This window comes from Blastococcus sp. SYSU D00820, from assembly GCF_054050695.1.
Map to the genome: position 1 here is coordinate 1 of NZ_JBJGZW010000039.1, position 12,401 is coordinate 12,401.

Annotated in this window: 15 protein-coding genes; 4 read left to right on the plus strand and 11 right to left on the minus strand. The window is 76.1% G+C overall.

Annotated features, from left to right (window positions below; genetic code table 11):
• Positions 1-13 precede the first annotated feature (13 nt).
• The 4 genes from ACI79R_RS23495 to ACI79R_RS23510 are packed head-to-tail and all read right to left on the minus strand — an operon-like array spanning position 14 to position 2,055.
• Complete coding sequence (locus tag ACI79R_RS23495; protein WP_456576108.1) at positions 14-346, minus strand: TfoX/Sxy family protein; 333 nt, start codon at positions 344-346, stop codon at positions 14-16.
• Between the two features lie 13 nt (positions 347-359).
• Positions 360-986 carry a maleylpyruvate isomerase family mycothiol-dependent enzyme gene (locus tag ACI79R_RS23500; RefSeq protein ID WP_456576109.1) on the minus strand — a complete coding sequence of 209 codons (627 nt, stop codon included), beginning with the start codon at positions 984-986 and terminating at the stop codon, positions 360-362.
• A 57-nt stretch (positions 987-1,043) separates the two neighbouring features.
• The gene (locus ACI79R_RS23505) at positions 1,044-1,211 is read right to left on the minus strand and encodes a hypothetical protein (protein ID WP_456576110.1); all 168 of its coding nucleotides are present in this window, start codon (positions 1,209-1,211) and stop codon (positions 1,044-1,046) included.
• Positions 1,212-1,236: 25 nt separating this feature from the next.
• Positions 1,237-2,055: a helix-turn-helix domain-containing protein gene (locus tag ACI79R_RS23510; protein ID WP_456576111.1), complete on the minus strand. Its 819-nt coding sequence runs from the start codon at positions 2,053-2,055 to the stop codon at positions 1,237-1,239.
• 119 nt (positions 2,056-2,174) lie between these two features.
• Here ACI79R_RS23510 and ACI79R_RS23515 point away from each other — a divergent pair, with 119 nt between their 5' ends.
• Positions 2,175-2,543 (plus strand): nuclear transport factor 2 family protein, encoded by a 369-nt coding sequence (locus tag ACI79R_RS23515; protein WP_456576112.1) that lies wholly within the window; start codon positions 2,175-2,177, stop codon positions 2,541-2,543.
• Between the two features lie 8 nt (positions 2,544-2,551).
• Here the strand turns inward: ACI79R_RS23515 and ACI79R_RS23520 are convergent, their stop codons facing one another.
• Positions 2,552-3,031, minus strand: a complete 480-nt coding sequence (locus ACI79R_RS23520; RefSeq protein WP_456576113.1) for a DnaJ family domain-containing protein — start codon at positions 3,029-3,031, stop codon at positions 2,552-2,554.
• A gap of 38 nt (positions 3,032-3,069) precedes the next feature.
• Between ACI79R_RS23520 and ACI79R_RS23525 the strand changes: the two genes are divergently transcribed.
• Entirely contained in the window at positions 3,070-3,597 is a 528-nt protein-coding gene (locus ACI79R_RS23525; RefSeq protein WP_456576114.1) for an NUDIX domain-containing protein, read from the plus strand.
• Between the two features lie 21 nt (positions 3,598-3,618).
• Here ACI79R_RS23525 and ACI79R_RS23530 read toward each other — a convergent pair whose 3' ends face one another.
• Entirely contained in the window at positions 3,619-4,194 is a 576-nt protein-coding gene (locus tag ACI79R_RS23530) for an NADPH-dependent FMN reductase (protein ID WP_456576115.1), read from the minus strand.
• Between the two features lie 128 nt (positions 4,195-4,322).
• On the opposite strand from ACI79R_RS23530, the gene ACI79R_RS23535 reads away from it, so the two are divergent.
• Both ACI79R_RS23535 and ACI79R_RS23540 read left to right on the plus strand, forming a co-directional pair.
• Positions 4,323-5,786 (plus strand): SulP family inorganic anion transporter, encoded by a 1,464-nt coding sequence (locus tag ACI79R_RS23535; RefSeq protein WP_456576116.1) that lies wholly within the window; start codon positions 4,323-4,325, stop codon positions 5,784-5,786.
• A gap of 164 nt (positions 5,787-5,950) precedes the next feature.
• Positions 5,951-6,964 (plus strand): ATP-dependent DNA ligase, encoded by a 1,014-nt coding sequence (locus tag ACI79R_RS23540; protein WP_456576117.1) that lies wholly within the window; start codon positions 5,951-5,953, stop codon positions 6,962-6,964.
• Here the strand turns inward: ACI79R_RS23540 and ACI79R_RS23545 are convergent, their stop codons facing one another.
• The 5 genes from ACI79R_RS23545 to aceB form a co-directional block, all read right to left on the minus strand.
• Positions 6,965-7,477, minus strand: a complete 513-nt coding sequence (locus ACI79R_RS23545; RefSeq protein WP_456576118.1) for a MarR family winged helix-turn-helix transcriptional regulator — start codon at positions 7,475-7,477, stop codon at positions 6,965-6,967.
• Positions 7,474-8,304 carry an SDR family oxidoreductase gene (locus ACI79R_RS23550; RefSeq protein WP_456576119.1) on the minus strand — a complete coding sequence of 277 codons (831 nt, stop codon included), beginning with the start codon at positions 8,302-8,304 and terminating at the stop codon, positions 7,474-7,476. The genes ACI79R_RS23545 and ACI79R_RS23550 overlap by 4 nt, the downstream gene beginning before the upstream one ends.
• A 47-nt stretch (positions 8,305-8,351) precedes the next feature.
• Positions 8,352-9,359 carry an anti-sigma factor RsbA family regulatory protein gene (locus ACI79R_RS23555; protein WP_456576120.1) on the minus strand — a complete coding sequence of 336 codons (1,008 nt, stop codon included), beginning with the start codon at positions 9,357-9,359 and terminating at the stop codon, positions 8,352-8,354.
• Positions 9,360-9,581: 222 nt separating this feature from the next.
• Entirely contained in the window at positions 9,582-10,799 is a 1,218-nt protein-coding gene (locus ACI79R_RS23560) for a DUF6986 family protein (protein WP_456576121.1), read from the minus strand.
• Positions 10,799-12,370, minus strand: coding sequence for a malate synthase A (gene aceB / locus ACI79R_RS23565; RefSeq protein WP_456576122.1), 1,572 nt, complete (start codon positions 12,368-12,370; stop codon positions 10,799-10,801). Before aceB ends, ACI79R_RS23560 begins: the two co-directional genes overlap by 1 nt.
• Positions 12,371-12,401 lie beyond the last annotated feature (31 nt).

Here is a 12,401-nt window from a genome sequence, read left to right on the forward strand (position 1 = left end):
GCGCCGCGCCGGGTCAGCGCCCGGCGCGGCGCTCCAGGGCGGCGTCGAGCCAGGACCGCAGGCCCCCGTCCTCGGCGACCGCCTCCTCGTCGACGGCGATCCACCCCTCGCCCATCGACCGGCCCCTGCCCATCTCGGCCCGGCCGGCCCCGGGCCGTGCCAGGTACTCGGCGTCGCGGTCGGGGGACACCCGCACGAGCAGGGCGCCCCCGCCGACCGACACGCAGGTCACCATCTCGCCGCGGACCATGAAGGCCAGGCCGCCGAACATCCGCACCTCCCGGACGTCGTCCTCCCCGGCGAGGGCGGCGCGGACGCGGTCGGCGAGCACGGCGTCGTGGGCCATCGGGCGGCCCCCGTCAGGCCGGCCGGCCGCTGAGCGCCGGCACGCCGTCGCCGGCGAGGGCGGCGAGCGCGGCGGAGCGGCCGGTCATGGCGAGCAGGAGCGCCTCGGCGGGCCCGCGCACGACGGGGCCGTCGCCGGAGGCCCAGTCGAGGTCGTCGGCCTCGAAGCGCAGCCCGTCCAGCGCGCCGCGGCGGACGATCCCGCCGGCCCCGGTCGTGGCCAGGGCCGTCAGGGACGTGCGCAGCCGCTCCTCGGGGACGTCCCGCGGGATGTCGAGGGGCCAGCGGATGTCCAGGCCGTGGACGAGGAGGTCGGTCAGGGGCGCCTCGGGCCCCGCCCCGGGCGGGGTGAACCGGGAGCCGGCCCGCTGCCGCAGCACCCCGACCAGCTCACCGACCGGCCGGCGGGCCTGCTCGCGGGTCAGCCGGACGTTGGCCCGGTCGAAGTCCCCGCGGCTGCGCAGCATGGCCAGCGCGAACCGCGGCATGCTCACCTGCAGGGGCACGACGAGGTGCGCGACGACGTCGTGCACCGTCCACGCGCTGCACAGGCTCTGCGTCGCGAGCTGCTCGCCGGTCAGGCCCGACACCAGCTCGGCCAGGCCCCGGCGTTCGTCGGCGATCGCCGCGAAGACGTCCACCCGGTCACCTTGGCAGGGAACCGGGCCGTTCCGGTCGTCTCCCGGCGCGCGCGCCGGTCAGGGCAGCGGCTCGGTGCTGCCCGGCGTCGGCTTCACGTCGTCGCCGGTGGCGCCCTCGTCGCCGGAGTGGTCGTCGTCCGGCTCGATCCCCTCCGGGGTGATCGGGACCTCGCTCAGGGCGTTCTCCCGGGCCTGGTCGCGGTCGGTGCCGGGAACCTCGGTCATGGGTCCTCCTCGGGTCGGGTGGCCCTCATCTACCCGGCTGCGGCGCCGGCAGGCCTGGATCCGCTGCGGGCGAACGCGCGGCCAGCCAGCGGGCGGTGGCGGCGTCGGCGGGCAGGAACGCCTCGACCGACAGCTCCGCCGCGGTGAGGTCGACCGCGGTGCCGAACGTGGTCACCGTGCTGAGGAAGGACAGCGCGTCGTCCCCGGCGCGGACCCGCAGGGGCACGGCGATGCCGTCGGGCACCGAGCGGTCGGTGCCGCCGGGCAGCGCCCGCAGCTCCCGGTGCAGCGCGGCCAGCGCCGGGTCGCCGGTCAGCTCGGCCTCGCGGCCCAGCCGGTGCAGCACGTGCGCCCGCCACTGCGGCAGGTTCAGGATCCGCGGGGCCAGCCCCTCCGGGGAGAGGCTCAGCCGCAGCACGTTGACCGGCGGCTCCAGCAGCCGCGGGGCCACCCCCGCGGTGAACAGGTCGATGCCCCGGTTGGCCATCACCAGCTCCCACGACCGGTCGACCACCAGCGCCGGGAACGGCTCGTGCGCGGTCAGCACCAGGTCGAGGGCCCGGGTGACGGCGGCCATGTCCGGGCTGTCCAGGCGCCGCCGTCCGTACTGCGGGGCGAAGCCGGCGGCCAGCAGCAGCCGGTTGCGCTCGCGCAGCGGCACGTCCAGCTGCTCGGCCAGGTGCAGCACCATCTCCCGGCTCGGCCGGGCCCGCCCCGTCTCCACGAAGCTCAGGTGCCGGGCGGAGACGCCCGCGTCGCCGGCGAGCTCGAGCTGGCTGAGCCGGCGGCGCTGCCGCCAGTCGCGCAGCAGCGCGCCGACCGGGGGCGGGGCGGTCGCGGTCATGGCGGCAACGTAGCCAGGGCGGCAGTGGGCTGTCGCTTACCTGCGAGGTCATCGACCGGCGTCCGCGGACCGGACACGGTGGTCGCCGTCAGCCCACCCCGACCGCGGAGGAGATCCCCGTGACCGCCAGCCCCGACCTCGCCGACCGCTACCTCGCCGCGTGGAACGAGACCGACCCCGGCGCCCGCCGCGCCGCGGTCGAGGCGCTGTTCCGCCCCGACGCCCGCTACACCGACCCGCTGGCCGACGCCCGTGGCCGGGACGCCATCGAGGCCACGATCGCCGCCGTCCAGCAGCAGTTCCCCGGATTCGTCTTCCGGCTGGCCGGGCCGGCCGACGCCCACCACGACCAGGTGCGTTTCACGTGGCACCTCGGCCCGGAGGGGCAGGAGGCGCCGATCGTCGGCTCCGACGTCGTCCTGGTGGACGGCGACGGCCGGATCGCCACGGTGCTGGGCTTCCTCGACCGGGTGCCCAGCGCGGCCTGAGCCGCCCGTCAGGGGCGCCGGCGCCACCAGCGCCGGCGCCCCGGCGCGGGTGGTGGGGCGGGCGGGTCCGGCGGCGCCGGCGGCCGGGCCCGCTCCCAGCCCTCCACCAGCGCCTCGACGTCGGCCAGGCCCGGCACCGGCGCCCAGCGGCTGGGCTGCGGCGTGCGCCAGAAGGCCTGGACGCGGGTGTTGTAGTCCTCGGCCAGCGCCCGGACGGCGTCCGCGGACTCCAGCCGCGCCGCGCGCTCGGGCAGCTCGTCGCGCTCGCGCCGCAGCCGCAGCCCCGGTGGGAGCATCGCCGCGGTCTCCACGCCCTCGCGGCGGGCCTTGGCCAGCGCCCAGTCGTAGGCCGTCGTCTCGCGGTCGAGGTCGGCGATCGGCTTGCCCGCCCCGCTGAGGCGCTCGAAGTCGCCCCGCTCGCGGGCGCGGGTGATCTGGCTGTCCACCCAGGTCTCGAAGGAGACCCCCGGCGGCTTCCGCTCGGTCATCACCGTCCATCGTCCACGCGTCTGACAGGCTCGCCACCGTGCGGACGACGGGCAGCCGGGAGGTGTACCGCAACCCGTGGATCCGGGTGCGGGAGGACGCGGTCGAGCGCGAGGACGGCTCGACCGGGGTCTACGGGGTGGTCGAGAAGCCCGACTTCGCCCTGGTGCTGCCCGCCGAGCGCGACGGTTTCTGGCTGGTCGAGCAGTTCCGGCACCCCATCGCCCGGCGGGCCTGGGAGTTCCCGCAGGGCACCTGGAGCGCCGGGGCCGGTGGCACGGCCGAGGAGCTGGCCCGCGCCGAGCTGGCCGAGGAGACCGGCTTCCGCGCCGGCTCGATGCGCCACCTCGGGCACCTGGACATGGCGCCCGGGCTGACCACCCAGGAGTTCGACGTCTGGCTGGCCACCGACCTGGCCCCCGGCCCCACCGCCCGGGAGGTCACCGAGGCCGACATGCGGCAGGCGTTCGTGACCGAGGCCGAGCTGCGGGCGATGGTGGCCGGGGGCCGGTTCACCGACGGGCCGTCGATGGCGGCGTACGCGCTGCTGCTGCTCGACCGCGGCTGACGGCCGCGGTCGAGGCGGCGGTCAGGCCGCGGCGCGGAGGGTGCGCAGCGCGCCGGTGAGCCGCAGCAGCTCGTCGAGCATCGCCTTGCCGCCGGCCGAGAGCTCGGCGTTGGGCACGAACTGCTCCTCCTCGTCGACGAACTGGGTGAAGAAGGGCACCGAGACCGCCTCGACGGCGGGCACCATGCGCAGCGCGCCGAGCACCGGCTTGAGCGCCGCGGCCGCGCGCAGCCCGGCGGAGACGCCGCCGTAGGAGACCAGCCCGGCGGCCTTGTCGGCCCACTCGGCGTGCAGGTAGTCGAGGGCGTTCTTCAGCCCGGCGGGGAAGGAGTGGTTGTACTCCGGCGTCACGAAGACGAACGCGTCGGCGCGGGCGACCGTCGCGCTCCAGTCCTTGGTGTGCTGGTGGGTGTACTGCTGCAGCCGCGGGTGGTTCGGCTCGTCGAGCACCGGCAGGCCCACCTCGGCCAGGTCGACGAGCTCGACGTCGAAGCCCCCGTGCTCCTGGGCCAGCTGCTCGATCCAGCGGGCGACGGCGATGCCGCGGCGACCGGGACGGGTGCTGGCGGCGACCACCTGCAGGACGGGACGGGACATGCGGCGACTCCTCGTCGATCAGTTGAGATCTCAACTGTATGCCGCCGCCCCCCGGGACGCGCCGTGACGGACGACGCACCGCCGCGCCCTTCCGCGCAACGGGTGCTGCTCCCGCAACGTGGGGTTCCGTGCCCTCCGCCCCCCGCCTGTCCCGGCCCGCCTGGCTCTCCCCCCGCGTGGCCCGCACGGAGATCCTCGCCGGCCTCGTCGTGGCGCTCGCGCTGATCCCCGAGGCGATCAGCTTCTCGATCCTCGCCGGCGTCGACCCTCGGGTCGGCCTGTTCGCCTCGTTCACCATGGCCGTGGTCATCGCCTTCACCGGCGGCCGGCCGGCCATGATCAGCGCCGCCACCGGTGCGGTCGCGCTGGTCGTGGCCCCGCTGGTCGCCGACCACGGGCTGCCCTACCTGCTCGCGGCCGTGGTCCTGGGCGGGGTCTTCCAGGTGCTCCTGGCGCTGGCCGGCGTGGCCCGGCTCATGCGGTTCGTGCCGCGCAGCGTCATGGTCGGGTTCGTCAACGCGCTGGCCATCCTGATCTTCAGCGCGCAGGTGCCGCACCTGGTCGGCGTCCCCTGGCTGGTCTATCCGATGGTCGCCGCCGGCCTGGCGATCATCTTCCTGCTGCCGCGGGTGACCACCGCCGTCCCGGCGCCGCTGGTCGCGATCATCGTGCTGACCGTCCTCACCGTCGCGGCCGGCTGGTCGGTGCCCGACGTCGGCGACGAGGGCGCGCTGCCCGACAGCCTGCCGTTCCTCGCGCTGCCCGACGTGCCGCTCGACTGGGAGACGCTGCGCGTCGTCACGCCCTACGCCCTCGGCGTCGCCTTCGTCGGGCTCATGGAGTCGCTGATGACGGCCAAGCTCGTCGACGACATCACCGACACCCGGTCGGACAAGACCCGCGAGTCCTGGGGCCAGGGGGTGGCCAACATCGTCACCGGGTTCACCGGCGGCATGGGCGGCTGCGCCATGATCGGCCAGACGATGATCAACGTGCGGTCGGGTGCCCGCACCCGGCTGTCGACCTTCCTGGCCGGTGCGTTGCTCCTGGTGCTGGTCGTGGCGCTGGGCGACGTCGTCGCCGTCATCCCGATGGCCGCGCTGGTCGCGGTGATGGTCTTCGTGTCGATCGCCACCTTCGACTGGCACAGCCTGCGCACCCTGCCCCGCATGCCGCGCAGCGAGACCGCGGTGATGCTGTCGACCGTCGCCGTCGTGCTGGCCACCTCGAACCTGGCGATCGGCGTGGGCGTCGGCGTCCTCGTGGCCTGCGTGCTGTTCGCCCGGCGGGTCGCGCACCTGGTGACGGTGACCAGCACGCTGGAGGACGGCGTCCGCGTGTACCGGGTCTCCGGCGCGCTGTTCTTCGCCTCCAGCAACGACCTGGTCGAGCAGTTCGACGTGGCCGGCGACCCCGAGCGGGTGGTCGTCGACCTCTCCGCCGCCTCGATCTGGGACGCCTCCACCGTGGCCACCCTCGACGCGATCACGCAGCGGTACGCCGGCCGCGGCACGACCGTGGAGATCACCGGGCTCGACGGCCACTCGGCCTCCCGCTTCGAGCGGCACACCGGACAGCTGGCCGGCACCTGACCTCGGCTCCCGCAACCCGGCCGTGACCGGATCGGGACTTGACCTCCCCGCCCGCGTCGTGCCGCCCACCGGGGCCGCCGCGGAGCGTGGCGACCTGCCACGAAGGAGTGAACCGGCAGCTCAGGACGCTGCGGGCGACGTGAGGACCCCACAGGCTGGTCGGCGTGCCGCTGTCCGTCCCCGGGTTGCCCGACGTGCCACCCGACCTCGCCGGGCCGGTGGCGGTGCAGCTGGCCAAGCCCGCCCGCAGCATCCCGCGGGCGCAGGCGCTCCCGGGCGGCTGCGTGTACGAGCCCAAGTGGGACGGCTACCGGCTGGTCGTCGTCCGCACCGGGCGCAGCACGCGGCTGTGGTCCAAGCAGGGCCGCGACCTCACCGACCGGTTCCCCGACGTCGCCGCCGCGGCGCTGGCGCAGATCCCGGCCGGCACCGTGGTCGACGGCGAGGTGGTGATCTGGAACGGCTCGCGGCTGGACTTCGGCCTGCTCCAGCGCCGCATGGTCACCGCGCCCAGCCGGATCGCCGCCCAGGTCGCCGCCGCCCCGGCGTCCTACGTCGCCTTCGACCTGCTGGCCGCCGGTGGCGCCGACCGGCGCCGCCGGACGCTGCGCCAGCGCCGCGCCGAGCTCGAGCAGCTGGCCGCCCGCTGGGCACCGCCGCTGCAGCTGTCGCCGCTGACGAGCGATCCGGACGAGGCGCAGCAGTGGTTCACCGACTACCGCGCCGCCGGGATCGAGGGCCTGGTCGCCAAGGGCGCCGGCGCCCGCTACGCGCCCGGCCGCCGGGAGTGGCTGAAGGTCAAGTCGTGGGAGACCACCGAGGTGGTCGCCGGCGGGGTCATCGGGCCCCTGGACCGACCCAGCCAGCTGGTCGCCGGCCGCTACCGGGACGGCGAGCTGGTCGTCGTCGGCCGCACCAGCCCGCTGTCACCGGCGCAGAGCGCCGAGCTGGCCGCCGTCCTCACCCCCGCCGGGCCGCAGCACCCCTGGCCCGACCGGATCGGCACCGGGCACTTCGGCGGCGGCCGGCTCAGCGTGCCGCTCACCCGCGTCGAGCCGAGCGTGGTCGTGGAGGTCAGCGCGGACGCCGCGCTCCAGGCCGGCGTCTTCCGCCATCCGCTGCGGTTCGTGCGGATCCGCCCCGACCTCGAACCCGGCGACGTCCCCGCCGCCGACTGATCAGGGCGGCTGCGGCACCCGGCCCAGGGTGATGAGGAACCGGCGCAGCAGCGCCGCCAGCTGCACCTGCTCGTCGTCGGTCAGCCCGGCCAGCAGCTTGCGCTCGGTCTCCAGGTGGTCGGGCAGGGCGGCGTCCAGCGCCGCGCCGCCGGCCTCGGTGAGCGTGACGACGACGGCCCGGCCGTCGCTCTCGCTGCGCTCCCGGGTGATCAGCCCGCGCTCCTCCAGCCGGTCCAGCCGCTGGGTGATCGCCCCGGAGGTGACCAGCGCGGTGCGCATGAGCGCGGTCGGGGTGAGCTGGTAGGGCGCACCGGCCCGCCGGAGGGCGGCCAGCACGTCGAAGGACGGCGCGTCCAGCCCGAACCGCGCGAAGGTGGAGCGCTGGGCGAGGTGCACCTCGCGCTGCAGCTGGGTGATCCGGCCGATGACCCCCATCGGCGAGCAGTCCAGGTCGGGCCGCTCCCGCCGCCACTGCTCGAGGATCAGGTCGACGGCGTCGCCGGGCCCGCTCATGCCGCCCCCACGTCGGCCAGGTGCTCGGCGTAGGTGCGCGGCGGGCGGCCGAGCAGCGCGGTGAGCACCCGGGGGCTCCCGGTGAAGCCGTGCGCCCGGTAGTGGTCGAACATCAGCCGCCGGCACCGGCCGGCGTAGGCCGCCGGCACGTCGCCGCGCGGCACGGCGTCCTCCGCCCGGACGTCGCGGCCCAGGGCGCCGGCCATGAGCTGGGCCAGCCGCGGCGCGGTCAGCGGCTCCGGGCCGGCCGCCTCGAAGGTGCCGCCGTCCAGACCGTCCTCGGTGAGCAGCACCGCGGCCGCCTCGGCGACGTCGCGCAGGTCGACCAGCGACTGCGCCGTGCGCAGCCCCCAGGCGCTGCGGAACCGGCCGGTCGCGGCGACCTCGGCCAGCGCGCCGTCGAGGTTCTGCGCGTAGGCGCAGGGCTGGAGCACCCGCCAGGGCACGCCTGCGGTGTCGAGCGCCTCCTCGGCGCGGTCCTTGGCGGCGTGGTGCGGCATGGCGCGGGCCTGGGGGCGCAGGACGGAGTGGTAGACGACGCGGGCGACGCCGGCCCGGCGCGCCTCGGCGAACAGCGCGCGGGCGCCGTCGGCCTCGTCCGGGTCGAAGTTGGGCCAGATGAGGTACAGCGCGCCGGCGCCCTCGAGGATCTCGCCCCACGGCCGGGGCTGGGTGAGCTCGGCGACGACCACCTCGGCGCCCAGGTCGGTGAGCTCCGGCCGGGGTCCGCGGCGCCCGACGACCGCGCGGACGGCCTGCCCGCGGGCCCGCAGCGCCCGGACGACGGCGGTGCCGGTCGCGCCGCCCGCCGCCGTCACCACGATCACCGACTTACCTCAACAGTGAGGAATCGGTGCCGTCAAGCACGGTCAGGTCACGTCAGGACGGTGCTCAGCCGGACCGTCAGGCCGCCCGGACCGGGCAGCAGGTCGACGTGGTCCCACAGCTTGCGGGCCAGCCAGAGGCCCATGCCGCCGCGGGAGAGGTCGCGCCCGTGGGCGGGCTGGAAGCCCGCGAAGGGGTCGTCGTAGCCACGCCCGCCGTCGGTGATCGTGCAGACCAGCTGCCGCCCGTCGCACCACACCCGCGCGGACACCGGCCGGCCCCCGTGCCGGAAGGCGTTGGCCGCGATCTCGCTGGCGGCCAGGTGGAGGTCCTCCCGCTCGTCGCGGTCGGCCACCACCTGCGCCAGCGCGGCGCCGATGCCGTGCCGCAGCGTGGGCAGGTCGGGGGCGGCGTCGATGGCGTACACCGGCGCGGCCTGCTCCAGCGGGAGGCGGGGCACCGGCAGGGAGCGGACGTAGTCGATCGGGTCGCGGTAGTCGGCGTTCTCCGACCACAGCTCCCCGCTGACCAGGTGCGGGTGGGTCAGCCGCGCTCCGGCCAGGCACTCGGCGGGCACGCGGCGGCTGTCGTAGGCACAGATGGCGCTGACGGGGGCGCCGTCGACGAGGTGGTTGAAGGCCTGCTCGAAGCGCTGCCGCTCCCGGCCGAACTCGGGATCGTCCCGGTGGGCGACCTGGCAGAACACCCGCACGCGACCCGACGGCCCCTGCTGGGCCCGGCCGAGCAGCGGCTCGAAGGCGGCCAGGGCGTCCGGGCCGCGCGCCCCCAGCAGGCTGACGCGGGGCTCGACCTCGACCGCCTGGGCCGGCTCACCCAGCGCGTCGGAGAGGAGGGAGACCGTGTCGGTCGGGCAGTTCAGCACCGTCAGGTCGCCGGCCTCCAGGCCGGCCAGGAGGAACGGCACCGCGACGGCGAGGAGCTCGTCGTCGGAGCCGACGAGCGCGGCGCCGTGCCGCGGGCCGAAGGGGGACGGCGGGAGCACCTGCGACGGCGCAGCGCCGTGGGCCGCGTGGTCCTCCGCCGTCGTACCGGACACCGTTCCTCGACTACGCCAGGGCCGGGGATCCGGCCGACTCCATCCGATTGTGGAACACCTTTCCGGCGGCGCGGCCACCAGGAGGTGCGAGGTCGCTCTCTTCCCTCCTATCGGACGCCGGAACCCCGGGTCCACTCGAAGGGATGAGCTGCTCCTGTGGCGACCCTGACAGCAGACCATCCCAGAACCGGCGGCGGCCCGCTCGGCCACGTCGCGGCGGCCCTACCGGCGCCCGGCCAGCCCGTCGAGGTCGGTACGCGTCCGGCCGGTCGCCGCGGCCACCTCCGCCTCGTCCAGCGCGCCGCAGTCGAGCCCGCGCAGCACCACGCCGGCCAGGGCGCGGGCGGTCGCGGGCTCGTCGAGCACGCCGCCGTCCACGCGGTCCAGGTAGGCCGCCAGCCGGGCTGCGGCCGCCGGCAGCGCCGCCCGGAAGAAGGCGTAGGTGGCCGCGTAGCGGGTGACCAGCTGGGCGGGGTGCAGGTCCCAGCCCTGGTAGAGCCCCCGCTCGAGCGCCCGGCGGACCAGCCCGGCGTGTCGGCGCCAGGCGGCGTGCACCTGGTCGCGGCCGCCCAGCGGCAGCACGTTGCTGGAGCCGTCGACCGCGACCGCCCGCGTGCCGGCGACGGCGACCTGCATGAGGTCCTTGGCCAGGTCGGCGGCCGGGTGGTCGGAGGACTGGTGCGCCGCGGCGATGCCGAGCGCGGCGCTGTAGTCGTAGGTGCCGTAGTGCAGGCCCACCAGCCGCGGGCCGGCCGCGTGCACCATGCGGGCGAGAGTCACCGCGCCGTCCGCACCGAGCACCGCCTGCGGCGTCTCCACCTGCAGCTCGAGGGCGACCTCGAGGCCGTGCGCCCGCTCCAGCGCGTCGAGGACCGGGAGGAAGGCACGCACCTGCTCGACGTCGGTGACCTTGGGCAGCGTGACGACGACGGGCGCCATTCGCGCGCGAATGGCGCCCGACAGGCCGCCGAGCACGAGGTCGAGGGTCCGGACGCCGCGGCGGCGGGTCGGCTCCTCGAGCGACTTGGCCCGGACGCCGATCGACCGCGGTGCCGTGCCGGCGCGGACATCCGCCGCGACGGCCTCGGCGGCCCGGACCACGTCGGCGTCCTCCGCGTCGGGGGAGCCGCGGTAGCCGTCCTCGGCGTCGATCCGCAGATCCTCGACCGGATCGGCGGCGAGCTTGGCGCGTACCCGCGGCCACACCGCGCCGGCGAGGTCGGCGGGCAGGCCGAGGTCGGGCTCGCCGTGCTCGTCGAGGGCGGCCAGCGCCGCGGTCCCCCACGACGCCGCCAGCCCCGGGGCGACGGCGTCGGCGGGCACGTAGCAGGTGTGCACCGGCTGCCGGCCCGGCCGGGCGCCGGGATAGGCGGCCAGCCGGGCGGCGTCGACCGGCGCGAGTCGCCGGTCGAGCTCGGCGTAGACGCTCTCGTCGAGCATCAGCTCACCAGCTCGTAGGCCGGCAGGGTCAGGAAGTCCGGGAAGTCCTCGGCCAGCGCCACCTGCTCGAACAGCCGGCGGGCGTCGTCCAGGTGCGGCAGCTCGCCGATCCCGGCCACCTCCTCGGCCACCACCCGGCGCACCAGCTCCTCGGTGACCGCCTCCCCCGTGTCGAGGACGACGCCGTTGCGCACCCACTGCCACACCTGCGAGCGGCTGATCTCGGCGGTCGCGGCGTCCTCCATGAGCCCGTGGATGCCGACCGCGCCGTTGCCGCCGAGCCACGCCGCCAGGTAGCGGATCGCCACCTCGACGTTGCCCCGCAGCCCGGCCATGGTGCGCTCCCCAGGCACCCCGGCCACGTCGAGCAGTTGCTCGGCGGTCACCGACACCTCCGGCCGCTGCCGGTCCAGCTGGTTGGGCCGGTCGCCGAGGACGGCGTCGAAGGCCTTCCGGCACACCGGCACCAGGTCGGGGTGGGCCACCCACGAGCCGTCGAAGCCGTCGCCGGCCTCGCGGGTCTTGTCCTCGGTGACCTTGGCCAGCGCCCTGGCGTTGGCCTCGGCGTCCTTGCGGCTGGGGATCGCCGCGGCCATGCCGCCGATCGCCATGGCCCCGCGGCGGTGGCAGACGGCGACCAGCTGGTCGGTGTAGGCCCGCATCATCGGCGCGGTCATCGTCACCGCGGCGCGGTCGGGGAGCACGAACTCCGGCCCGGCGTCGCGGAAGACCTTGATGACGCTGAACAGGTAGTCCCACCGCCCGGCGTTCAGGCCGGTCGCGTGGCTGCCCAGCGCGTGCAGCATCTCCTCCATCTCGAACGCCGCCGGGATGGTCTCGATCAGCATCGTGGCGCGGATCGAGCCGGCCGGGAGCCCCAGCACCTGCTCGGCGTGGTCGAACACCAGCCGCCACAGCGCCGCCTCGAGGTGGCCCTCCATCTTGGGCAGGTAGAAGTACGGCCCGCTGCCGCGGGCCAGCTGCTCGGCGGCGTTGTGGAACAGGTACAGCCCGGCGTCGACCAGGGCGCCGACCGCGGGCTGCCCGTCCACCAGCAGGTGCCGCTCGGGCAGGTGCCAGCCGCGGGGGCGGGGCACGATCGTGGGCAGCTCGCCGTCCTCGCGCAGCCGGTACTCCCGGCCCTCGGGCGAGGTGAACGACAGCGTCCGGCGGACGGCGTCGCGCAGCACCACCTGCCCGGTGACCACGTTGCGCCAGTGGGGGGTGTTGGCGTCCTCGAGGTCGGCCAGCCAGACGTCGGCGCCGCAGTTGAGCGCGTTGACCGCCATCTTCGGCTCGGTCGGCCCGGTGATCTCCACCCGCCGGTCGACCAGCCCGGGCGGCGGCGGGGGCACCCGCCAGTCGCCGTCGCGGACGTCGGCGGTCTCCGGGCGGAAGTCCAGCCACCGGGCGGCGGCGATCTCGGCCCGGCGGGTGGCCCGGGCGGCCAGCAGCGCGTCGCGCTGCGCGCCGAACCGCACCTGCAGGTCGGCGACGAAGGCCAGGGCCTCCGGGGTCAGGACCTCCTCGGCCCGCTCGACGGCCGGTCCCTCCACACGCACCTCAGGCATGACTGCCCCTCTCCTCCAGCGGCGGGCTGGC